Raw genomic sequence first — 23,281 nt, 5'->3', positions numbered from 1 at the left:
CATGATTAAATCGAATGAAGCGCAGCATGAGTACCGTTTTGGCGACAGTGGTCCGAAGTATCTCATTCGCGGTCCGGTATGTGACATGGGCGTCGTCATGCTCCAGCCCGGTCAGTCTTTTCCCAATCATCAGCACATCGAAGCCTGTGAAATTTTTTATACCCTGGCAGGCGAAGTGACGCTGTACCTGAACGGTGAGCCCTACACGTTAGGCTCAGGGGATGTTCTGCACTGCGATCCCGGTGAAGCGCATTTTCTGGTGAACAACGGGGATGTGCCGTGGAAAGGTGTCTTTGTGAAATCCCCCCATATACCGGGTGACAGCCATCCCGTCGAGCCTGCCGGGTATTAGCTTCCGGGATTTGTTAATAGACATCAGCGGTCGGATAGCCATTTGTTATCCGACCGTTTCGCTGCGATTTCCTCCTCGTTACATCTCGTTGCTCACCATTTTGTGATCAAGGCTAAAAAACACACAGACTGCCGCTCTCTCTGATTTACCTCTACGCACGGCCTGCATTACAGTGAATTTATAAATAAGAACGTTGTTCTATAATGTAGAACAACACTGGAGCGCCTGAACCCCGTCGCTCGGGAGAGTGAGAAGATGTCTATCAACACCATTTTTACGCCGCAGGACGAACAGTTCTATGCGGTGAAAACCCACGCAGCCGGCCCCCAGGGCGCGTTGCCGCTGACGCCGCAGATGTTACTGGAATCCCCCAGCGGCAATCTTTTTGGCATGACGCAAAATGCCGGAATGGGCTGGGATGCTAACAAGCTCACGGGCAGAGAAGTGCTATTGATTGGCACCCAGGGGGGGATTCGCCATTCGGATGGTCGTCCCATCGCACTCGGTTATCACACCGGGCACTGGGAGATTGGCCTGCAAATGTCGGCGGCGGCGAAGGAGATCACCCGCCTGAGTGGTATTCCGTTCGCGGCGTTTGTCAGCGACCCGTGTGATGGTCGCTCGCAGGGGACGCACGGGATGTTCGATTCGCTACCTTATCGTAACGACGCGGCGATTGTCTTTCGTCGTTTGATTCGTTCACTGCCGACACGGCGGGCGGTAATTGGCGTGGCAACCTGCGATAAGGGCTTACCCGCGACGATGATTGCGCTGGCGTCAATGCACGATCTGCCGGTGATCCTCGTGCCGGGCGGGGCGACACTGCCGCCAACCTTTGGCGAAGATGCCGGAAAGGTACAAACCATCGGGGCGCGTTACGCGAATAACGAACTGAGTTTGAAAGAGGCGTCCGAATTGGGGTGTCGCGCTTGCGCGTCGCCCGGCGGCGGATGTCAGTTCCTGGGCACCGCAGGGACCTCGCAGGTGGTGGCGGAAGCGTTAGGACTGGCGCTGCCGCACTCGGCGCTGGCGCCATCAGGCCAGGAGGTGTGGCTGGAGATTGCGCGTCAGTCGGCACGGGCAGTGATGGCGCTGGATGAGAAGGGGATTACCGCCCGCGACATCCTCACCGATAAAGCGATAGAGAATGCGATGGTGGTGCACGCGGCCTTCGGGGGATCGACGAATTTGCTGCTGCATATACCGGCTATCGCCCATGCCGCCAGATGTCGCCTGCCGGATGTGGCGCAGTGGAGCGCCATCAACCGCAAGGTGCCGCGGCTGGTCAGCGTGCTACCTAACGGGCCGGATTATCACCCGACGGTGCGCGCATTCCTGGCGGGAGGTGTGCCGGAGGTGATGCTGCACCTGCGTCGACTGGGGTTACTGCATGAAGATGTGATGACGGTGACCGGGCAGACGCTCGGTGAAAATCTCGACTGGTGGGAGCACGCCGAACGACGGGTGAAATTCCGCCAGTGCCTGCGCGATCGGGACGGTGTGGATCCGGATGACGTGATCCTGTCGCCGGAGGGGGCAAAAGCCAAAGGGATGACCTCCACGGTGGCATTCCCGGTGGGCAATATCGCGCCTGAAGGTTCAGTTATCAAAGCGACGGCTATCGATCCGTCAGTGGTGGATGAGGACGGTGTGTATCGCCATACGGGCGAGGCACGCGTCTTTGTCTCCGAAGAGGCGGCGATCAAAGCCATCAAACAGGGGCAGATCCAGCAGGGCGATATCATGGTAATCATCGGTGGCGGGCCATCCGGCACCGGCATGGAGGAGACTTACCAGCTCACCTCGGCGCTGAAGCATATCTCATGGGGGAAAACCGTATCGCTCATTACCGATGCCCGTTTTTCCGGCGTATCCACCGGCGCTTGCCTGGGGCACGTTGCGCCGGAAGCGCTGGCGGGAGGGCCTATTGGCAAACTGCGCACGGGGGATGTGATTGAAATCGTGGTCGATCGCCTGTCATTGAAAGGCAGCGTGAACTTTATCGGCAGTGCGCAAGCACGATTGACGCCGGCAGAGGGCGCGACGGTACTGGCGGCGCGCGAGTTACATCCCGACCTGAAGGCTCATGACTATCTGCCTGACGATACGCGACTGTGGGCCGCGCTGCAGGCCGTCAGTGGTGGCACCTGGAAAGGGTGTATCTATGATACCGATAAAATTATTGAGGTGATTAACGCCGGGAAAAAAGCGCTTGGGCTTTGAATAATTAAAATTAATTTATTGAGTCGCCGAATAACTATTTTCGGCGACTGATAACATGAGTCTGAAATATATTATCCTGTACGGGAGGGTCGCTTTTTTTTATTTTTCGGGAAAGTGCATCGTTATCACAGAAGTTAAAATACATAATCACTAAAGCAAATATGACAATTGTTGCCTCATCTAATCTCTCTCTACAATCTTCCTCGTAAGCATCATCTGGTAAGCACACGGATAAAGGGTGTATTCCTCACAAAGTTCTCGTTCAGATATTTAATTTTGTAGGTCCCGGTCATTCGGAACGTATTTCTCTCATATGATCTGGAGGTAGAAATGCAGTTAACAATGAAAGATAAAATTGGTTATGGACTGGGGGACACCGCCTGCGGGTTTGTCTGGCAGGCCACGATGTTTTTACTGGCCTATTTCTATACGGATGTCTTTGGCCTTTCCGCAGGCGTGATGGGCACATTATTCCTGATTTCGCGCGTGCTGGATGCGATAACCGATCCATTAATGGGGTTAATGGTCGATCGAACGCGTACCCGCTACGGCCAGTTTCGTCCCTATCTGTTGTGGGGGGCCATCCCGTTTGGCATCGTCTGCGTATTAACGTTTTATACGCCAGATTTCTCCGCTCAGGGTAAAATTATCTACGCGTCTGTCACCTATATTTTACTGACGCTGGTTTATACCTTCGTTAATGTCCCCTATTGTGCAATGCCCGGCGCCATTACCGCTGACCCAAAAGAGCGTCATGCTTTACAATCGTGGCGTTTTTTCCTGGCCGCTGCGGGTTCATTAGCTATTAGCGGTATTGCCCTGCCGTTGGTGAAAATTATCGGTAAGGGGGATGAGCAAGTCGGCTATTTTGGCGCGATGTGTGTGCTGGGTATTTGCGGTGTGATACTGCTGTTTGTGTGCTTCTTTACGACGAAAGAACGCTACACGTTCGAGATTCAACCTGAATCCTCTGTTAAGAAAGACCTTAAATTGCTGATGGGCAATAGCCAGTGGCGAATTATGTGCGTCTTTAAAATGATGGCAACCGGTTCGAACGTTGTTCGCGGCGGTGCAACGCTCTATTTTGTAAAATACGTGATGGACCACCCTGAACTGGCAACGCAGTTTTTGCTCTATGGTAGCCTGGCGACCATGTTTGGCTCCCTGTGTTCGTCCCGTCTGCTCGGTCGCTTTGACCGCGTCACGTCGTTTAAGTGGATTATCGGCATCTACTCACTGATCAGCCTGAGTATTTTCTTTATTCCGTCGGACAATATCGCGCTGATATTTGCGCTGAATATTTTGTTCCTGTTTGTCTTTAATACCACCACCCCGTTGCAATGGTTGATGGCCTCTGATGTGGTGGATTACGAAGAGAGCCGAAGCGGGCGTCGCCTCGATGGCCTGGTATTCTCTACCTATCTCTTCAGCCTGAAAATCGGACTGGCCATTGGTGGCGCGCTGGTGGGCTGGATCCTTGCCTTCTCCAGCTACTCGGCAGGTAACGCCGTGCAGCCAGATAACGTCCTGACAACCATCAAAATCCTCTTCTGTATCGTACCGGTCATACTTTACGTCGGTATGTTTACGCTGCTTTCGTTCTACAAACTGAGCAGCAAGCGTGTGGAAGAGATCAGCCAGCAACTGCAACGTCAGCGCACCGCGCAGCCTGAGAAAAACCCTGCCGATGCCGCTGTGGCGGTGAACTGAGGAGAGAACCATGTATCAGATTGAAAACCCGATCCTGACCGGCTTCAACCCGGACCCGTCTCTGTGCCGCGTGGGGGAAGATTATTATATTGCCACCTCAACCTTTGAATGGTTTCCTGGCGTGCGTATTTATCATTCTCGCGACCTGAAACACTGGTCTCTGGTCAGTACACCGCTCGACAGCGTGGCGCTACTGGATATGAAAGGCAATCCAGACTCTGGCGGCATCTGGGCACCTTGCCTGAGCTATGCCGATGGCAAATTCTGGCTGCTGTATACCGACGTTAAAATCGTTGATTCGCCATGGAAAAATGGCCGCAACTTCCTGGTTACCGCCCCGTCTGTTGAAGGACCGTGGAGCGCACCCGTTCCAATGGGCAACGGCGGGTTTGACCCTTCACTCTTCCATGACGCGGATGGACGAAAATACTATATCTATCGCCCGTGGGGACCACGCCATCACAGTAACCCCCATAACACCATTGTGCTGCAGGAGTATTTCGCTGACACACAAACGCTTTCGCCGCATCGTTCAACGCTCTTTACCGGTACACCGTTAGGCTATACCGAAGGGGCACATATTTATCGCCGCGAGGGCTATTACTATCTGGTGGTCGCGGAAGGAGGAACCAGCTACGAACATGCCGTGGTGGTATTGCGGGCGAAAAATATTGATGGGCCATACGAGCTGCATCCTGATGTGACGATGATGACCAGCTGGCATCTGCCGGAAAATCCGTTACAGAAGAGTGGTCATGGTTCATTGCTGGAGACGCATACAGGCGAATGGTATCTGGCGTATCTGACCAGTCGCCCGCTGCATCTTCCGGGAATCCCGCGATTAGCGGCGGGCGGGCGGGGATACTGTCCGCTTGGGCGTGAGACAGGGATTGCGCGTATCGAGTGGCGTGACGGCTGGCCCTATGTGGAGGGGGGTAAACATGCCGCGCTGACGGTGCCGGGGCCGCGGATGGCGGAGCAGGCCGCCGCCGGAACGGGGGCGTGGCGGACGGATTTTGACAGTGAAAGGCTCGACCCGGAACTGCAGACCCTGCGTATCCCGTTTGATGACCAGCTTGGCTCGCTTACCGCCAGACCCGGATTTTTACGTCTGTATGGCAATGATTCACTGAATTCCACCTTTACCCAGTCAACGGTCGCCCGCCGCTGGCAGCATTTCTGTTTCCGTGCTGAAACGCAGATGGCTTTTTCCCCTCGCTACTTTCAACAAAGCGCAGGGCTAACCTGTTACTACAACAGTAAAAACTGGACATACTGCTTTATGGACTGGGAAGAGGGGCGCGGGCGGACGCTGAAGATTATTCAGCTCGACCACAACGTGGCGCACTGGCATCTTTACGATAATCCGATTCTGGTGCCGGAGAATGCGGAAAACGTCTGGCTGCGCGTGGATGTGGACCATCTGGAATACCGCTATAGCTACTCATTCGATGGCGATCGCTGGCAGACCATTCCGCTAACGTTTGAGGCGTGGAAACTTTCGGATGACTATATTGGCGGCAGAGGCTTCTTTACCGGGGCATTTGTCGGTTTGCACTGTGAGGATATCAGCGGCGACGGCTGCTACGCCGATTTCGCGACATTCTCTTATCAGCCCAACGTATAGCGAGACGCTGGCTAGGGTTGACGGTAGCCCAGCGTTATCGACAACCCCAGCCCGGCATCCATCAGTTTCTGACGCCAGGCGGTCAGCTCATTGTCGTTAACGCGAGAAGTGAGGGTTGAGAGGCTCAGGGCCGCGATAACCCGCGATTCATGATTCCAGACCGGTACCGCGACGCAGCGCACGCCGGGCTCATTCTCTTCGTTATCCAGCGCATACCGGTTGCGGCGGGTTTCTTTCAGCTCGGCAAGCAGCGAGGCACGATCGGTAATGGTGGAGGGCGTAAAGCCGTTGAACTGATACCCCTCTAACACCGCGGCAAGTTCTTCATCATCCAGCCAGGCGAGCAGTACCTTACCGATAGCCGTGGCGTGAACGGGCAAACGTCGACCAATTCGCGAGTAGGCGATGGCAGCCTGCTTACCTTCAATTTTCTCTATGTAGACGCCTTCGCTGCCGTCCAGAATCCCCAGATGCGTGGTCTGTCCCGTTTCCTGCGAGAGACGGGTCAACCAGCTTTTTGCCTTCTGGCGAATATCCATCGTGCCAACAACAAAGTGGCCACGCTCGACCAGCTTCATCCCCAGGCGGTATTTCCCGTTTTCCGGGTTCTGATCGATATAGCCATGCAGTTGAAGCGTTTTGAGGAGCGAGTGGAGGGTACTTTTGCTCAATCCCATCAGTTTGCTTATCTCGGTGATTTTGAGTTCCGTCGCCTGTTCATTAAACAAGTCGAGGATCTGCAAAGCACGTTCAACAGACTGAATTATTGGCATAATTTTCCACCGTCCACGAAGGATTTTTCTTGTGTGACCGTACTATTTTCGTTGCGGAAAAGCAATGCCGGACACGCTTGCATGATGCACGTTTTTGGCCGGATAAGCGCAGGATTGCCCGATGCTTGTGTAGTCTACGGGTGGGGCAACTCTCGCTACCCTGGCTGCGTTGAAGGCATCTCGTTGCAAACTTATCCTTCAAGTCTGCAAATTCTCTCATTCCCCCAACTCAAAGACATTCTGATTATACTTGCGCCATAAACTCATTTTGCTGATCCCCAGATGGGCGGCGACTTTCTCCTGATCCTGTTCAAAAAGATCCATATAGAACGCAATAATCTGTCGCTCAAGATCTTTAATCACGGCTTTCAGTTGCCCCTTACTCAGATCCGCGACGATCGTTCCAGTCGCCTGTGACGAGTTGAAGGATTTAAGCGCGTTAAAACCGGTGAGATTTAATATTTCAAACAGCGAAGCGTCGGGGAATCCGGCGGATAATAGCACCAGCCGTTCAATGATAAAATTCAGTTCGCGCACGTTTCCCGGCCAGTTGTAGGTGGAAAACAGGGCGATGAACTGCGCCAGCTTATGCCCACAGCCCGATTTTTCGAGGAAGTGGTCAGCCAGAAAACGGACATCGCCCTCTCTTTCCCGCAGTGGCGGTACCATCAGCGGTAAGACATTTAGACGGTAATAGAGGTCGCCGCGAAACGAGCCTTCCTCCGCCATTTTCTCCAGCGACCGGTTGGTGGCGCCAATAATCCGCACATCGACAGGAATAATGTCCTTTCCCCCCACGCGCATAATTTCGTATTCCTGTAAGACGCGTAATAAACGGCTCTGAATGGGTAGCGGCAGTTCGCCAATTTCATCGAGAAATAAGGTTCCCTGGTGCGCCAGTTCAATCAGACCTTCTTTTCCTTCGCGCCGCGCCCCGGTAAAGGAGCCGCCTTCATAACCAAACAGTTCGCTTTCCAGCAGGGTTTCCGGGATGGCGGCGCAGTTAATGGCGACAAAAGGACCCCGGTGGCGTTTACTCTGGTTATGAATACTTTGCGCGAATAACTCTTTACCGGTGCCGGATTCTCCATAAATCATCACCGGGGAGTGGGTATTCGCATAAATTTTTGCCAGATGAATCACCGACTCCATGTGTTTATTTTGCGTGAGGATATGTTCAAACCGGTAACGGGCGGTGAAGCCTTTTTTCATCAGCTTGCCACGAATAATCCGTTCCACTTTTTGAATTTGCGGCGTATCGGTAAACGAGCACACCACTCCGATACACTGCGTTCCACGAAATATCGGCACCCGACTGGTAATGATGGACGTATTGTCCAGATCCATAATCTCCCGAATTTCGGGGGATTTTGTCAGCAATACCTGATTAATCCGCGTATTTTTGATGACGGTATCCACCGGTTTGCCAATCACCTGCGAGGCCATCAGGCCAAATATGTTTTCTGCGGATTTATTGAAAATCTGGATCTCGTTATTTTCATTGGTAACGATGATCCCTTCCGTAATCGAGGAGAGGATGATCTCCAGGCGCGCCATATCCTGCTGCTTGCGGTGAGTTGTCTCAACGATAGCCATCGCCTCGCGCAGGGCACTATTCACCGATTCCAGGCCATTTTCGATCAAAATTCCCTGCATCGCATAGTGCTCTGCCGTGTCTGAGACCGGTAATCCTCCCGCTACAGTCTGGAAATTTCTCGCGCGGCATTTTTTGAGTTTATCGACCATATCGGCGTGCGACAGAAAGATAAATTCTTCAATCTCCACTTCCAGTGCGGTCGCTACCAGATTTACGTCAGATAAATAGTTCTGATAATTAAAAAAAGCGATTTTATGCGGATGTTTTTTCAGCGGTGTGAGCGATTTAAGTAAATCCAGCGCGGACGTGAGAATACGCACCACGGGAATTTTAGTCACGCGATCGATATAGTCCGCCGTACCGCCACGACTAATAATGATGTCATAAAAATCAGGATCGAGATTGCGGGCGATCCCCGCCGCTTTTTCCAGACTGCCGTGAAAGACATGGCAATTAAAAATACCGGCGCATTGTTCAGTAACAACGGCTGCCAGTGCCGGATAGGGGGTAATCAAGGCCAGGTTGGGTAATGTTTTGTGTGACATAAATCACCATGTAAAATTTGTGGCTATCACAAATCAATATCACAACTGTTATAGATTTCAAAATTGAAAGGCGTTTTCCCCTCTTTCATATAAATAATAAAAATCAATAAGGTCAGTAATATCATCTGGTTATGATGTTCATTTTTGTTTTATTCATTTCTGGCACGCATCTTGGATTGCACAGGGTACAGGCGAGCAGCCTTGTTGCACTATCCAATAAAAAGTGAGGGAAAGAATGAATAAACAGTCTGGTGTATTAAGTGGGGTTCGCGTTCTGGATTTAACCCGGGTACTGGCTGGTCCCTATTGCGGGATGATGCTGGCGGATTTCGGCGCAGATGTCATTAAAATCGAATTGCCGGGAAAAGGGGATGATTCGCGGGCTAACGCGCCGCAGATAAATGGCGAAAGTGCCTATTTCATGAATTTAAACCGCAATAAGCGCGGGATGACGCTGAATCTTAAATCGGAAGAAGGTCGACAGATATTCCTCGATTTAGTCCGCGACAGCGACGTGGTGCTGGAAAACTATCGCCCAGGGGTGATGGAAAAACTGGGGCTCGGTTATGAGGATTTACGCAAAGTAAATCCGGCGATTATTTACGGCGCGGTTTCCGGCTTTGGTCATACCGGACCGTATTCGAAACGCGCGGGCTACGACATTATCGGCCAGGCCATGAGTGGATTGATGAGCACCACCGGTTGGCCTGATACACCGCCTACTCGTACCGGAACAGCCATTGCCGATGTGGTTGGCGGAATGAGTTGCGCCATCGGCGTCCTTGCCGCTTACGTTAATCGCCTGAAAACCGGTGTCGGTGAAAAAGTGGATATTGCGCTGGTCGACTCGATGGTATCGTCACTGGAAATTATCAACATTATTTACCTTAATACCGGACGTATTCCGACGCGTATTGGTAACCGTTATGAAGCGATTTATCCGTATGACTCTTTCCAGGCGCGTGATGGCTACGTCATTATTGCCTGCGGTAATGACAAATTATACGGTCTACTGAAACACGTCCTGCAAATAAGCGCCCTGGAAGATGAGAAATTTAAATCTAACCTCGACCGTGTCGCCCACCACGCCGAACTGAAAGAAATAATCGAATGCTGGACCCGCGATTTAGATATCGACACCATCGTGACGTTGCTGCTGGATGCCGGTATTCCTTCTGCGCCGATCAATACCATTGACCGCGTGACGCAGGATCCACATATTGCCGGAGCCCGCGAAATGTTTGTCGATATTGAACACCCGGTCGCCGGGAAAATTACCATGACCGGCAATCAGGTTAAATTCACGCATAACAAGGCAACCATCAGAATGCCTGCGCCAACGCTCGGTCAACACAATTACGAAGTGCTTAAAGAACGTCTGAACTATTCAGATGAAAAAATTGAGCAACTCATTCGTTCAGGCATTCTGTAAGGGATTTCACCATGTCGACATTTATCCAGATTACGGAAGTGGGACCGAGAGACGGCTTTCAGAATATCAAAACGTTTATCCCCACCGATTTAAAAATAAAAATTATCGATCGTCTGGTTGAGGCGGGTATCGGTGCGATGGAAATCACCTCGATGGTCAGCCCGAAAGCGATCCCACAAATGCGTGATGCCCGTGAGGTTATTCAGCATGTTCTGACCACGCATCCGCATATTATTCCCTCCGTGTTAGTACCGAACATAAAGGGGGCCAGCCTCGCTAATGAGGCGGGTATTAAAAATATTAACTATGTCGTTTCGGTCAGCCCGGCGCACAACAAGGCCAACATTAACCGGACCCATGCCGAATCGCTGGAGGATCTTTATAACATTCGCCAGGCCTTTGCGGATATGACCATCACGCTGTCGCTGGCGACGGTATTTGGCTGTCCGTTTATTGGCGAGACGAGTCGTGAAACGTTGATGGATATGATCAAGTTTGCGGATGACCTCGGGATTTCGGCGATCACCCTGTGCGATACCATCGGCGTCGCCAACCCGACTCAGACGTTGTCCGTGCTGCACGGGATCCAGCAGAAATTCCCCAAAATGGATATTGGTTTGCATCTGCATAATACCCACGGCATGGCGCTGGCCTGCATGTTTGCCGGCGTCCAGTCCGGGATCACGCGCTTTGAGACCGCCGTCGGCGGACTGGGCGGGTGTCCTTTCGCGCCAGGCGCCGCCGGCAATGCGGCGACCGAGGATGCGGTGAATATGTTTAACCGAATGGGGCTCGATACGGGGATTTCCCTGCCTGACCTGCTGGATATCGCAAACCTGATCCGCAGCACGATCGAGCCGGTATTGTTGAGCAGTCTTTCGCGTGCCAGAACCTACGGTGAATTTAATTTTTGCAGCGAACAATTCTGACCTCTGATACGGAAACAGACATGATGAATAATAATATCGGGAAACCGAAGATGACCCATTACAGATGGTGGGTCATGAGTTTTATCTTTGTTACCTACACCGTGGCGAACGCCGACCGCGCGAATATCGGCTTTGCTATTCCGTTTATTCAGGAAGAGTTTCAAATCTCGAATACCATGGCCGGGTTGTTGATCAGCCTGTTCTTTGCCGGATATGCTTTTTTTCAGATCCCTGCCGGGTATTTAATTAAGAAATTCGGGATGCGTAATGCCTTTGCGATGGGGATGTTATTAACCTCCGTGTTTACGGGGTTGATGGGGATGGTGAATAACATTTTCCTGCTGAAGATCCTGCGTTTTATGGTGGGCGTCTGTGAGTCGCCGGTGGTCATTGGCTCGACGGTGACCATTAACCAGTGGTTCCCGTCGAAGGAGAAAGGGACGGCGACCGGGCTGTTTCTGGCGGGATCCAAGTTTGGTCCGCTGATTGTCCCGCCGCTGTGCGCATGGATAATCACCGTCTGGGGCTGGCGTTATATTTTTGTTTTCTTTGCTATTCCGGGCATGCTGCTGGCGATCTTCTGGTATCTGATGGTTCGCAATAAGCCGGAAGAAAGCCGCTTCGTTAATGAGCAAGAAGTCGCTTATATCCGCGAAGAACAGCTTCCGGCGACGACCCAGGAAGCCGCCGCACCGGTCGCGCCAGAGTTCAATTATTGCTGGCTCGACAAGCTGATTCGCACAAAGCAGGTGGAAGAACTGTCCTGTTCGAAGCAGGTTTTCCGCTGCTGGGATATTTACGGCGTCGCGCTGGGATACTTTTCGATGGTGGGGATCGTCAGCGTGCTGATGTCCTGGCTGCCCAAGTATCTGATCACCGAGCGCGGATTCGATCTGACGAGTTCTGCCGCACTGGCAGCGGCACCGTTCCTCGGGACGGTAATGGGCAACTTTATTGGCGGCGTTCTTTCCGACCGGGTGCTGAACAAGCGGCGTAAACCGCTGATGTTGCTCAGTGCCGGGGCGACGATTTTCACCATGTACTCGCTGGTTTATGCGCCGGAAAGCAAAATCGTTCTGTCGCTGATGCTGTTCCTGTTGGGGCTGATGCTGTCGCTGGGCTATTCGGCTTACTCGGTCTACGCGATGGGACGGGCGAATAAAGACATTTACCCGATCGCTTATAGCGTGATCAACATGGGCGGACAACTGGGCGGAATGTGTATGCCGCTGATTGTGGGCATAATTCTGGATGCCTACAACTGGGATGCGGTGTTCATGGCGATGACCGGGTTCTGTGTTCTGTGCTTTATTCTGGTCTCCACGGTCATTGAACCCTTGTCGAAAAATATGAAGGTCAACTACCGGTAACCGGCGTGATGAAGTGCGGGTAAGCTCGTGGACTTACCCGCACTTCGCCGTCCGCGTGTTTAACTCACCATCGTCGTCATCTGTCCCGGAAAACTGATTTGAATCACCCCGCCCCAGGCGCACATCAGTCTGGACTGCGCATTCAGTGCCGGAGCGTTGCCGACCATGATTGTTGGTGAACCGGGCGCCCACGGCGCAACGGTTGCGGGAATACACGGCATGGGGGTAAGCACGCCCAGCGCAGCGGCGGTGGCCGCCGCTACCGTAGGGTTAGCCAGGCTGCTGCACATGCCAAAGGGCAGAATATTAACGAACGGTCGGTTATCCATAATATTTGCCATCGGCAGGCTATTGACCAGCGTACGGTTGACGGGCAGGACGTTTAACGTCGAAGGTGCAATGCCAAACGAGCACTGCATCATGGCCCCGGTACAAACGGCGGGACAACTCATGGTAGCACCCCCAGTTGCCGCCAGAGTCGGCGGGCGGATTCATCTCCGCTGATTAATTCCTGAAGTAGCTCCGGCAAGGGCGTGTGTCCCCAGGCCCAGGCGCGCTCAAGCAGATAAGGTACCGGACTGTGCGGCTCCGTTCGTTGCAGATAGCTGGCAACCTGGCGAAGCATCTGATAGGCCTCCTCGCGACTGGCGAAGGTGACGGGGGACGATACCGTCGGCGGTTCATTGACGGCCGCCGTCTGCGTGTTTTCAGGCGGTGCGCTGCCCAGCGCCTGTTGGCAGGTTTTGATCTTTTGTTCCAGCACGCGAAAGGAGGGCGCGGACGCTTCCGGCCAGTGCTGGCAGACCGCGTTCAGGCGCTGCAGCCAGTGCAGACTGGCCTCCAGCGCTTCGGCGACAGGGCGGCTGGCCTCGCTGAACGGTGGGCTGGGATGATGACCCTGCTGCCACTGGCCGAGCGTGATGCTTGCGCCGTTGACCGCAAACAGCGGGGCATTGGCAACCAGCATGGCATAATGCTGCGCCACCCAGCTAAGCGGTGCGGCGCGATAATCATAATCCCCGTCTCTAATCTGCGGATGCAACTCGCCCGGGTAATGTTCCAGCGCCAGCGTCAGCAGCGCCAGCGCGCGCGGCAGGGCCGACACTCCGTGCAGGCGAATCCAGGCATCGCCAAGCCAGGCCATCACCACCAGATCTTTACTTCGCGTGGTGGTCAGGTGGCTGGCCAGTCTGGCGACCTCCTCCCAGTCGGCGCGCCGGGGTGCGCTCTGCCAGACGCCGGTGGGCAATGACTCATCGTCCTCCTGGCGCGCGCTGACCAGTTGATCGAACTCGGGCGAATAGCGGATGGACTCCCCACAGGGGCTGTCCGGACTAATGGGAATAAGTAACGCGTCTATCTGTTCCATTGATGTTCTCCCGAAAATCCCTGTTCAGTCAGGATGACCCAGGGCAGCGGTGCATTGTCTTGCGCATTCAGTAACGCAAACTGGATATTGACGGTTGTACGCGAGCGCTGTTGTCCGTCGCTCACGGGCAGTGAAAAACGAAGCGGCACAGGCTGCGCCAGTGCGCCGCCGACGCGCTGCTGGTCTGTCATACGCAGCAGCGCCCAAGCCCCTTGCCAGCGCCAGCGCGCGGTGTCGCCCGCCACGCTCAGGCCGACGACGGCAGTATCCGGCACGGGACGCCACGCGGAATTTGCCGCCCAGCGCAGGCTGAACGTCAGATTATCGCCGCTGCGCCAGTGCAGATCGGCGCTGGTGCCGCCGGGCCAGATCAGGGTCTGCTGATTACCGCTTAACCGCCAGTCGACGATTTGATCCGCACCAGCTTCCTGATTGCGCTGCGTCCGCCAGTTCACCCGTACCACCACGCCGTCTGGCGAGACCAGTGCGGAAAGCAACGGCTGCGCGGCGGCTAACTGGCGAATCAGCGCGGGTTGGTCTGCGAGCGTTTCCGGCGGCAGTTTCGCCAGCAGCGACACCAGTTCGCGAACCCTATCCACATCCGCATCCGGGGCATGGGGTAATGCCGTGAAAGGAAAACGCCCGGCAAGCCAGTTGTTATACAACGTGAAGATGTTTTGCACCACGCCGACGCTGCCCTGCTGGCGCAGTTGCTGACAGTTTTGCGCCGAGGCGCTGAGCAGCGCGTTCAGCGAGGCGCTGTAAAAATCCTGCTGGCCCACTGCATGAAACGAGGCCAGTTCGCTCTGACAATTTTGGGCGGTTAATGTGGGTAATGTTGCGGCGAGGGTTTGCAGTTGTGCCGGTGCACTGGTGGGATCCTGCTGTTGCAGGCGCATTAATGTCTCCTGCGAACTGACCCAGCGGGCGATTTGCTGATTTTGCGCGGCGGTCAGCCACGGACGCTGCGTGCTGAGCCATTCTATCGGTTGCTGGTAGCGGGTGAGCGTCGCGGAAATTTGCTCCGTCTGGGCGGCGGCCCAGCCCATCACCTGCTGTCCGCTCGCCTGTGCCTGCTCCGGTGTCGCCGTGTTGACCGACGGCGGGCGGATGCCGGGCAGACGTGCGCCGCCTTCATCATTGACCCGCGCAATGATCTGTGCGGCAACCTGCTGGCGCAGCGCGCTGGCGAGGGCCGGGCGATTGATCTGCGTCAGCGCCGCGATGACGCGATCGGCGTTTTCCGTGTTGAGCTCTCGCGCCGGTGCGGTGCCAGGAACGCCGCGGTAGAGAGTCTGACGAATGGCGCGCTCGACGGCATTCTGCGCCAGTTCATTGAGCCGGGGTCGCCAGAGGCTGTCGGGGAGCTGTTCACTATACCGCTGATAGCCGGCAAACAGCGTTGCAGCCTGCTGAATCTGTGGATCGCCGGGATAGCCTAAGCTCTCAGGAGGCGGCTGCCCCGCGCCTCGCTGCCAGAACGGTTGATTCAGCAGGTCGCGTAAACTTTTTTGCAGCGCCAGAATGTCGGGGGAGACATGAAACTCGCCCTCTGCGGATTGCGCGGTCAGCGTGGAAAAATGCAGTAGAGAGCGATCGATCTGAGCCACCAACCGCTGACGCAGTTGTTCCTCATCGTTAAGCAGATTATGAATGGCCGTCCGGTCGAGCAGGCGCCGCGCCTGCGTCTGGGTCTGCAAGGTGTTCAGAGCAAGCCGTGCAGGGGAGTGCGCCGCGTCCTGACTGAGACTATTGAGCGTGGTCAGGGCGTTCTGCAGCCGACTTATCTGCCGCATCAGCAGGCGCACGAAATCCGCGTTAATCTCCTCGTTACTGCTGAATGTCAGCAGCAGCTCGTCGAGTTGCCTGGCATAGATTTCCAGACTGGCGTTATCGTAGATTTGCGCCAGCCAGCGCCGGGTCTCGCGGGTAAACTGTTCGCTGTTGCGCTGGGTCAGTTCGCTGGCATCGGGCAGGTTCATCTGGCTAACGGGGAGCGTGGCGAGCATCTCATTAAGTTCAGACATGGCGGGCAGGGCAGCGACTTCCACGTTAACCTCCCAGACGGTTGAAGAGACCTCGGCCAGCGTCTGCACCGTGGGGCGTTTGACCTGTGTCAGTTGCAGCAACGGCAGATAGCGGGTCTCCATCTGCTTCGTCTGTTCAAGTAAATACAGGATCTGCCGGTAACGCTCTTCCGCCAGCAGATCGTCCCGCTCGCGCAGGCCATCGCCGCGCGTCGCGCTCTGATGTTGCAGGCAGATGCTGTTCATCGCCGGCACCAGCAGGCTGCGCAGCGTTGCATCATGAAAGGTGGTGCTCAGTTTGCTGTCAGTCCGGCTGAACAGCGATCCTGGCCAGATGAACGAGCGAAAATGCCACTGCGGGACGTCATTCACCATCCGCCAGTACCGCGTGGCAGAACGTTCACCTGGCGTATCGCTGGGGGCAATTTGCGTCGCGAGACTCTGCAACTGGTTATGCAGCAACAGAGCGTTAGTATGCTGAGACGGCCAGCGCCAGAGCATCACCGCCAGCCAGACGACGCACAGCGCGCTGTAGCCCGCGAGGACAATAAAATGGCGGCGCAGATTAAGCCGCAGCAGGCGACGTACCGGCAGCGCCAGCCCCCGTTCCGCGGTGATTTTGTCATGCAGAAGAGGCTGGCAGAACGCCATCTGCGGCTTTTCGTCCACCACGTGATGTGCGACAAACCAGATCCCACGCAGTAGCGGCGGTTCATCGCGGGCATTGCTGCTCAGAAGCCCATCGAAACTGGCGTGAAGCGCCGTCGCCAGCGACGGAAAAAACTCCGGCAGACGAAACAGCGATGCTGGCGTACTGCCACTGAGCGCGCCAAGTTCAGTGACTGCCTGGCGCAGTGAGAAGCGGGTGTTCTCCAGCGCATCGTCAATCCACTGTGGTTTCCAGACGGCTTCCCGGGGACAAGAAATCGCGCTCCCGATGGTGCTTCCCTGAGCCAGGGACGGGAGCTGGCGCAGCAGCGTCCGCACGCCGTCCTGCGCCTCCATACCGCTGATTAACAGATAAACAGGCAGGCTGAGGCCGCACACCTGCTGGATCTGCTGGCAGCGTTCTGACAGATAAGCGTATGCATCACTCTCTAAATCCGCGAGCGGAAGCGTCAGGATCAGCGCATCCAGCGGGCGCTGAGGGCGACTTTTCACCAGTGCCGCGATCATCTTTTGCCAGTCGTTCTGCCGGATAAGCCGTTTTTTCCCCGTGGTTTGCAGCGAATGCGGCACGCAGAGCAGGCTGCACTGTGCATCAAACCACCACTGCCCGAACCAGGACTCCGCGCCGTCGGTTAATGACCAGGTGCGGCACAGCAGACGGTTGTCCTCCTCGTTGCCCAGCATCAGGATCCGGGTGCTGTCGTAAGGATCCTGTCCGCCATTGGCGCGCTGGATCTCCTTTTGCGCGCGGATAAAGGTGTCGTTACGATATTGCCATTGCCACCAGACGCACCACAGCGTGATCGCCAGCAGCACCAGCACGAGGATCGTAAGCGACAGCCACGGCTGCGTCATGGCGTCTCCTCCGGGCAAAGTTGCGTCGCGGAAAAGTCCGGTAGCGTATTCACGCCAATGGCCTCTTCGAGGCCCAGCCACAGATGTTGGCTCAGTAATAACAGCGCCAGCAGCACGATCAGCGCGACCAGATGCAGACGAGAGTGATCGGGCAGACGGCGGCGGGGAGGCAGTTGCAGTGGTGCCCCCAGCGAGTCGGCATTCAGGCGTGCGGCAATGTCATCGGCCCGGGGATCCTGCTGAAAAGCAAAATGCCACAGTAACCGACAGGTCTCCTGATGCGTGGTTTCATTGAAATCGTCGCGGTTGATGCCAAAGCCCAGCGTCAGGCAGCGTAAATAGAGTGCGGCTATATCGCGCTGGCCCGGTTGACGTTCGCTGAGCAGGGTTTGAATGCGCTGCGGTAACACATCCCCCGCGCGATGCGTTTGCCAGAGGTGGTATTCCAGCGGGCACGCCTGCCACGGGAGGTGCGCTGGCCATGACGTGTAGAGCACCGTCTCATCAATCAGCGCGACCAGCGCATACACGGCGGCATCGATCTGCGCCTGAAACGGACTGCCTAACACCCGGTTCAACCGCTGCGTGTAGTCCGCGACGACCTGATTACTCCAGTCGAACGCCTGTTGATACAGTATTTCCGGTGCCAGCGTGCTGGTTTTCCAGCGTTCAAATTGCGCCAGCCAGCGGGTAAAAACCGTATCAAACAGACGGCTTGCGGGCATGTCAGTCGCCATCGGCATGGTGTTGCGCCTCCTGCCGATAAAGCATGATCCGCTCAGGTCTGACGCTGGTCTCATGCAGTGGGGCGATGACCAGTGGGGCGTCGTGCTCAAACCATTGCGTGGTGAGTGTGAGGGTAAACAGCGCGATGGTGCCGTCGGTTTCCCACTCCGTCCGCTGTTGTGCCGCAAGCGGTACGACGGACATGCCGTGCATGCGCTGGCGGCGTAAGATCGGCAGAAACGGCTGGCAGGCAATCAGTGACGCCTGTAGCCAGTCGACCGCCGACAGCGGGCTACCGTCGGGCATCAGGATACCTATCACCACCTGCTCACCCGCGCGTGTCCCGCCAGGCAGCGTCAGGGAGAAGTCGTCCTCCCCGGCAGTAAAATTCAGCCGCAGTCGACGGCGATGGATATGTGCCAGTTGCGTGCGCAGCAGCGTAAACAGCGCGGTAAATCCTAGCTGCATATTTTCGTAGTCGAAACCGGGAAGCCAGGGCAAGGGTTTATCCTGAGTCAGGACAGCGGTCTGACCGCAGAATAAACACAGTGTGCGAAACAGATCCGCCGGATGGGTCTTTCCGCTGTTTACCAGACATTCCAGCAGCGGCAGCACTCCCTGAATACTTTGCAGGCAAAGCGTCAGCCAGAGCCAGTTGTGGGTATTGTCGTTCTGCCTGGCAAGTTGCGCTTCACGGCTGAGAAACAGGATCTTCTCTCTGGCCAGCAGACAAAGTTCACGAGCCTGTTGGCAGAGCGTACTGCCCTCGACCACCTGAGGCGACGGGGGAAACCAGTCGTTGCGGCGAAATCCCCCTTCGGTATAGACCACCTGAATCAGCGGCAGGCAGAGGAGATCGGCGCGTTCATGCAGACTGACCAGACGCGGTGCCGGCTGCCAGCTGGCAATGGATTCGGGAAACTCTCCGCTGGTTAAATCGGGTAGCGGTGCGCTGGTGACGGAACGAAAGCGGGTGGTAAACGGCTGCCACTGACCACCGCGGTTTGCCGACGGCAGCGCCAGCCAGAGCGTGTGTTCGCTGTCAGCGGCAGCCGGAAGCAGGCGAGTGCAGTCAAATTCCAGCGGCGGATCGCGTTGGATATCGTAGTCAATGGGTAAGCCATCGGGCATGATCGCCGTCAGGCGTAAGAGTCGCAGAGTACCGGCGCAAAGCGCGGCATCGTCAATCTCCAGATGGTTCACGCCCCAGAACCATGGGTTAGCATGACCGGCAAGCGCGGCGGCGAGGGCGTCATGGCGCAGCGACTGCAACTGGAAATGCTGCGGCAGCATCGCCATCCCTTCATACCAGCAGACCATTGCCGGAATTGTCGTCATATTACTTTCCTTGTTCAGGAGCCAGTACCGCCTCGTCCGCCATCAGTTGCAGATGCAGGGCGGTGGTTTTGTCCAGTCGCAGGCGGTGTTCGCCTTCACTGCGATAGCGGGCAAACAGCAGCGTGGCTTCTGCAGGTACACCGCTCAGCGGATTGTCATCAGCGGTAAAGCGGGAGCCGGGAACCAGTTCCAGAGACCACACGTGCAAACCGCCAGGGTAATCGCGCTGTAGCTGCGCTCTGGCGTTAAACCACTGCGTTGCCGAAAGCGTCTGCACCACAGGCACAAGTGAGGCATCGGCAATGGCGACAATATCCACGGCGACAGGGGTGTTATCATTCGCTTGCGCGACGGTATCGATGACCACCGTCTTTAATTCCACCTGATTTGACCAGAATGAACAGCCATTATTAAGTAATGCTAAACAAGTCATAAATATTATTCTGGCTACATGGCTTATGCCGTTAGTCATATAAATTCCTTTTATATCCCCGTTAAGAAAATAATTAATGGTGAGGTTTGTTTAGTTGATTTAAATCATTATTCGGCGTTAATCATTAAATAAACAGGTGAAAATAGAGTGTGCCCGTAGCGTGAATATACAGTATGGAATATTCACTCCATCATCTACTTTTCAGTATCTTATTGAATGATGAACCTTTTGTTCTTTGCATGTGATATTGATCAACCAGGAAGATTCTCATCCAGAAAACAAAAATTGGTTGATATTTATTTTCCATTGTGTTTTTTATAATGGCGATTGATTATTCTGAAATAACGTTTTCAAATAAAGGTGCACGCAAGATTGCACTCGGGATTTTTATTGCGAAAAGGACAAGTTATGGCAGAGAGTATTCAACATAAACTCAGTCGTATTAGACCACCACGGGTGCAAATTACCTATGACGTGGAAACGGGTGGAGCAATAGAAAAAAAGGAATTGCCTCTTGTTGTCGGTATTTTAGCCGATTTATCCGGCCAGCCGGCGACCCCACCTGAAAAGCTACGTGACCGGCGGTTTGTCGATATCGATCGTGATAACTTTGATGATGTGCTCGCGTCGATCGCCCCCCGCCTGGCGCTCCAGGTGGAGAATCGGCTGGCGAATGATGACAGCAAATTCAACATCGAGCTTCATTTCAAAACCATCGACGATTTCTCTCCTCTCAACATTATCGATCAAGTGAAACCCCTTCAGCGCCTGTTTCTTGCCCGTCAGCGCCTGCGCGATCTGCTGACCAAACTGGATGGCAACGACGATCTGGATGCCCTGCTCCAGCAGGTGGTCAATGACAATGCTGAACTTCAGGCGTTGCGGCCAACAACCGAAGACAAGCCGGCAGAAAACGCCTAACCGAAGAGGAACGAACAATGGAAACGGTTCAGGAACAGGCTGAAACGGGCGGGCAAACGGTCACGCTGAGCGTATTGGATCGCATCATCCAGGAAGGACGCATGGCGCGCGATGAGCTGCAGCAGACCTACGCGCGCGACATGCTGGAAGAGCTGGCAACGCAGATCCTTGATGAAGGCATGACGGTGGAAAGCGACACCGTCGCCATGATCAACCACCGTATCGCACAAATTGACGCGCTCATTAGCGCTCAGCTTAATGAGGTGCTGCACCATTCGGATATGCAGCGGCTGGAGGCGTCCTGGCGCGGGCTTCATCAGTTTGTGATGAACACCGAAACCAGTTCCCGACTCAAGCTGCGCCTGCTTAACGTCTCGCGTAAAGCGCTGCAAAACGATCTCGAAAAAGCGGTGGAGTTCGATCAAAGCACGTTGTTCAAAAAGCTGTATGAAGATGAATACGGCACCTTTGGCGGCAACCCCTATAGCGTGCTGGTCGGCGATTATGAATTTGGTCGCCATCCGCAGGATGTGGCGCTGCTGGAGAAAATTTCGCAGGTCGCGGCGGCGGCTCATGCCCCCTTTATTGCCGCAGCCAGCCCACGCCTGTTTGATATGGGATCGTTTGCTGAGCTTGGCGTGCCGCGCAGTCTGGCGAAGATCTTCGAAAGTGCTGAGCTGATCAAATGGCGGGCATTCCGTGAAAGCGATGAGTCCCGCTATGTGACGCTGGTTTTACCCCATGTATTACAGCGCCTGCCCTATGGCCCGGATACCGTACCCGTGGAAGGCGTCAACTTCGTTGAGGACGTCAACGGCCTGGATGCCAGTAAGTACCTGTGGGGTAATGCGGCGTGGAAGCTGGCAAACCGGATCACCGATGCCTTTGCGCTGTACGGCTGGTGCGCGGCGATTCGCGGAGCGGAAGGCGGCGGGCTGGTGGAAGATCTTCCGGCGCATACCTTCAGCACGCCTTCCGGCGACATCAGTTTGCGCTGCCCGACGGAGATTGCCATTACCGATCGCCGCGAGAAAGAGCTGAACGATCTGGGGTTTGTTGCCCTGTGCCACAAAAAGAACAGCAACGCGGGCGCATTTTTTGGCGGGCAAACCACGAATCAGGCACGGATCTACAACACGCCGGAAGCGAACGCCAACGCGCGCATTTCCGCGATGCTGCCTTACATCCTTGCCGCCTCCCGCTTTGCCCACTATCTCAAGGTCATTATGCGCGACAAAGTCGGCAGTTTTATGAGCCGCGACGAGGTTGAAAGCTATCTCAATAACTGGATTGCCGACTACGTTCTGCTGCGCGATAGCGCGCCGCAGGAGATCAAAGCCCGCTACCCGCTGCGCGAAGCGCGGGTTGACGTCAGCGACGTTCCCGGTAAGCCGGGAGTTTATCGCGCCGTCGTTTTTCTGCGCCCGCATTTCCAACTGGAAGAGTTGACCACCTCAATTCGTCTGGTTGCTGAGCTGCCGCCACCGGCAGTTGCCTGATTAAAAGGAGATAAATCATGGATGCTATTTTTTTAAAACTGGACGATATCAAGGGTGAAAGTCAGGCAGATGGCTTTAAAGATCAGATTGAGATCATGTCCTTCAGCCACAACGTGGCGATGCAGGTGACCAACGATGTCAGCAACACCGAGCGCACCTCCGGGCGTGCGCACGTAGGGGAGATGTCGCTAACCAAGTTTGTCGATCTCGCCACCCCGGTGCTCAACGAATACTGCTGTAGCGGCAAAATGATTAAAGAAGCAAAGCTGACGCTGTGCCGCAATGATGACGGCAAAATGCTGCCTTTTATCGTCTATACCCTGACCAATGTCATCATTTCTCACCTGAGCGTAAGCGGCGGGTCCGGTGGAAAACCGGTCGAAACGATGTCGCTGAATTTCACCAAAATCAAATGGGAAATTACCGCGCAGAAATCGGAGGGGACCCAGCAGGGAACCAGTTCTTCGGTTTGGGATATGACGATGAATAAGAAAGGGAGCTAATGATGAGCTCCTCCATACCGGTTGCGCTACTCGACAGGCTGGCGGATGAGGCTATCTCACCACGCGAGTCGGTCTACCGGGAACTGCGAAGGTTGTTCAACACCCGCGCGCCGAAAGACGCCGCGTCGCTCCCCGCGCTGCTCGCCTGGGGCGTTCCCGAATGGCACGGCATCAATGCGGATGATGATCGGGTGCTCGACTGGTTTTGTCGCCAGCTCAGACGCACGATTTTGCATCTTGAACCCCGCATTAAAGCGTTGACGGTGAGTGTCAAAGAGGCGCGCCACACCACGCTGGCGCTCCATCTGGAAGCGCAGCTGTGGGATGACGATGCACTGTTGGCGCTGGACCTGGCGTATCAAAATGGTCGTTGGCGGTAAAGC

Annotated in this window: 19 protein-coding genes; 11 read left to right on the top strand and 8 right to left on the bottom strand. The window is 55.1% G+C overall.

Annotated elements, in window-relative coordinates; translation table 11 throughout:
- Nucleotide 1 precedes the first annotated feature (1 nt).
- The 4 genes from OGY35_RS00145 to OGY35_RS00130 all read left to right on the top strand — a co-directional run bounded on the left by OGY35_RS00145 (nucleotide 2) and on the right by OGY35_RS00130 (nucleotide 5,912).
- Complete coding sequence (locus OGY35_RS00145; RefSeq protein ID WP_046487256.1) at nucleotides 2–352, top strand: cupin domain-containing protein; 351 nt, start codon at nucleotides 2–4, stop codon at nucleotides 350–352.
- 255 nt (nucleotides 353–607) lie between these two features.
- On the top strand, nucleotides 608–2,575 hold the full coding sequence (locus OGY35_RS00140; RefSeq protein ID WP_286631112.1) for a YjhG/YagF family D-xylonate dehydratase: 1,968 nt from the start codon (nucleotides 608–610) through the stop codon (nucleotides 2,573–2,575).
- A 330-nt stretch (nucleotides 2,576–2,905) separates the two neighbouring features.
- Nucleotides 2,906–4,285: a glycoside-pentoside-hexuronide (GPH):cation symporter gene (locus tag OGY35_RS00135; protein WP_286631111.1), complete on the top strand. Its 1,380-nt coding sequence runs from the start codon at nucleotides 2,906–2,908 to the stop codon at nucleotides 4,283–4,285.
- A 10-nt stretch (nucleotides 4,286–4,295) separates the two neighbouring features.
- On the top strand, nucleotides 4,296–5,912 hold the full coding sequence (locus tag OGY35_RS00130; RefSeq protein WP_286631110.1) for a glycoside hydrolase family 43 protein: 1,617 nt from the start codon (nucleotides 4,296–4,298) through the stop codon (nucleotides 5,910–5,912).
- An 11-nt stretch (nucleotides 5,913–5,923) separates the two neighbouring features.
- Here the strand turns inward: OGY35_RS00130 and OGY35_RS00125 are convergent, their stop codons facing one another.
- Entirely contained in the window at nucleotides 5,924–6,685 is a 762-nt protein-coding gene (locus OGY35_RS00125; protein ID WP_152401903.1) for an IclR family transcriptional regulator, read from the bottom strand.
- 216 nt (nucleotides 6,686–6,901) lie between these two features.
- The gene (locus OGY35_RS00120; RefSeq protein WP_286631109.1) at nucleotides 6,902–8,827 is read right to left on the bottom strand and encodes a sigma-54-dependent Fis family transcriptional regulator; all 1,926 of its coding nucleotides are present in this window, start codon (nucleotides 8,825–8,827) and stop codon (nucleotides 6,902–6,904) included.
- A gap of 235 nt (nucleotides 8,828–9,062) precedes the next feature.
- Between OGY35_RS00120 and OGY35_RS00115 the strand changes: the two genes are divergently transcribed.
- Genes OGY35_RS00115 through OGY35_RS00105 form a run of 3 tightly spaced genes read left to right on the top strand, consistent with a single transcriptional unit; the run spans nucleotide 9,063 to nucleotide 12,558 of the window.
- Entirely contained in the window at nucleotides 9,063–10,259 is a 1,197-nt protein-coding gene (locus OGY35_RS00115; protein ID WP_152401908.1) for a CaiB/BaiF CoA transferase family protein, read from the top strand.
- A gap of 11 nt (nucleotides 10,260–10,270) precedes the next feature.
- Nucleotides 10,271–11,188, top strand: a complete 918-nt coding sequence (locus OGY35_RS00110; protein ID WP_286631108.1) for a hydroxymethylglutaryl-CoA lyase — start codon at nucleotides 10,271–10,273, stop codon at nucleotides 11,186–11,188.
- A 20-nt stretch (nucleotides 11,189–11,208) separates the two neighbouring features.
- Nucleotides 11,209–12,558, top strand: coding sequence for an MFS transporter (locus OGY35_RS00105; protein WP_152401912.1), 1,350 nt, complete (start codon nucleotides 11,209–11,211; stop codon nucleotides 12,556–12,558).
- A gap of 59 nt (nucleotides 12,559–12,617) precedes the next feature.
- Here the strand turns inward: OGY35_RS00105 and OGY35_RS00100 are convergent, their stop codons facing one another.
- Genes OGY35_RS00100 through OGY35_RS00075 form a run of 6 tightly spaced genes read right to left on the bottom strand, consistent with a single transcriptional unit; the run spans nucleotide 12,618 to nucleotide 19,975 of the window.
- A complete protein-coding gene (locus OGY35_RS00100; RefSeq protein ID WP_152401914.1) occupies nucleotides 12,618–13,010 on the bottom strand; it encodes a DUF4280 domain-containing protein in 393 nt (130 codons plus the stop codon).
- Complete coding sequence (tssA, locus tag OGY35_RS00095; protein WP_286631107.1) at nucleotides 13,007–13,927, bottom strand: type VI secretion system protein TssA; 921 nt, start codon at nucleotides 13,925–13,927, stop codon at nucleotides 13,007–13,009. Before tssA ends, OGY35_RS00100 begins: the two co-directional genes overlap by 4 nt.
- On the bottom strand, nucleotides 13,915–17,478 hold the full coding sequence (locus OGY35_RS00090; RefSeq protein ID WP_286631106.1) for a type VI secretion system protein: 3,564 nt from the start codon (nucleotides 17,476–17,478) through the stop codon (nucleotides 13,915–13,917). Before OGY35_RS00090 ends, tssA begins: the two co-directional genes overlap by 13 nt.
- On the bottom strand, nucleotides 17,475–18,221 hold the full coding sequence (locus OGY35_RS00085) for a DotU family type IV/VI secretion system protein (protein WP_286631105.1): 747 nt from the start codon (nucleotides 18,219–18,221) through the stop codon (nucleotides 17,475–17,477). Before OGY35_RS00085 ends, OGY35_RS00090 begins: the two co-directional genes overlap by 4 nt.
- Entirely contained in the window at nucleotides 18,205–19,542 is a 1,338-nt protein-coding gene (gene tssK / locus OGY35_RS00080; RefSeq protein ID WP_286631104.1) for a type VI secretion system baseplate subunit TssK, read from the bottom strand. The genes OGY35_RS00085 and tssK overlap by 17 nt, the downstream gene beginning before the upstream one ends.
- A gap of 1 nt (nucleotide 19,543) precedes the next feature.
- Entirely contained in the window at nucleotides 19,544–19,975 is a 432-nt protein-coding gene (locus tag OGY35_RS00075; protein WP_286631103.1) for a T6SS protein Cts2N, read from the bottom strand.
- Nucleotides 19,976–20,383: 408 nt separating this feature from the next.
- On the opposite strand from OGY35_RS00075, the gene tssB reads away from it, so the two are divergent.
- Genes tssB through tssE form a run of 4 tightly spaced genes read left to right on the top strand, consistent with a single transcriptional unit; the run spans nucleotide 20,384 to nucleotide 23,278 of the window.
- Nucleotides 20,384–20,896 (top strand): type VI secretion system contractile sheath small subunit, encoded by a 513-nt coding sequence (gene tssB / locus OGY35_RS00070; protein WP_286631102.1) that lies wholly within the window; start codon nucleotides 20,384–20,386, stop codon nucleotides 20,894–20,896.
- A gap of 17 nt (nucleotides 20,897–20,913) precedes the next feature.
- Nucleotides 20,914–22,395 (top strand): type VI secretion system contractile sheath large subunit, encoded by a 1,482-nt coding sequence (gene tssC, locus OGY35_RS00065; RefSeq protein WP_286631101.1) that lies wholly within the window; start codon nucleotides 20,914–20,916, stop codon nucleotides 22,393–22,395.
- 17 nt (nucleotides 22,396–22,412) lie between these two features.
- Complete coding sequence (locus OGY35_RS00060; RefSeq protein ID WP_286631100.1) at nucleotides 22,413–22,898, top strand: Hcp family type VI secretion system effector; 486 nt, start codon at nucleotides 22,413–22,415, stop codon at nucleotides 22,896–22,898.
- Nucleotides 22,898–23,278, top strand: coding sequence for a type VI secretion system baseplate subunit TssE (gene tssE, locus OGY35_RS00055; RefSeq protein WP_152401932.1), 381 nt, complete (start codon nucleotides 22,898–22,900; stop codon nucleotides 23,276–23,278). Before OGY35_RS00060 ends, tssE begins: the two co-directional genes overlap by 1 nt.
- Nucleotides 23,279–23,281 lie beyond the last annotated feature (3 nt).

This window comes from Citrobacter sp. Ct235, from assembly GCF_030332305.1.
GTDB lineage: Bacteria > Pseudomonadota > Gammaproteobacteria > Enterobacterales > Enterobacteriaceae > Citrobacter_A > Citrobacter_A telavivensis.
This window is presented reverse-complemented; position numbering and strand designations above follow the sequence as displayed.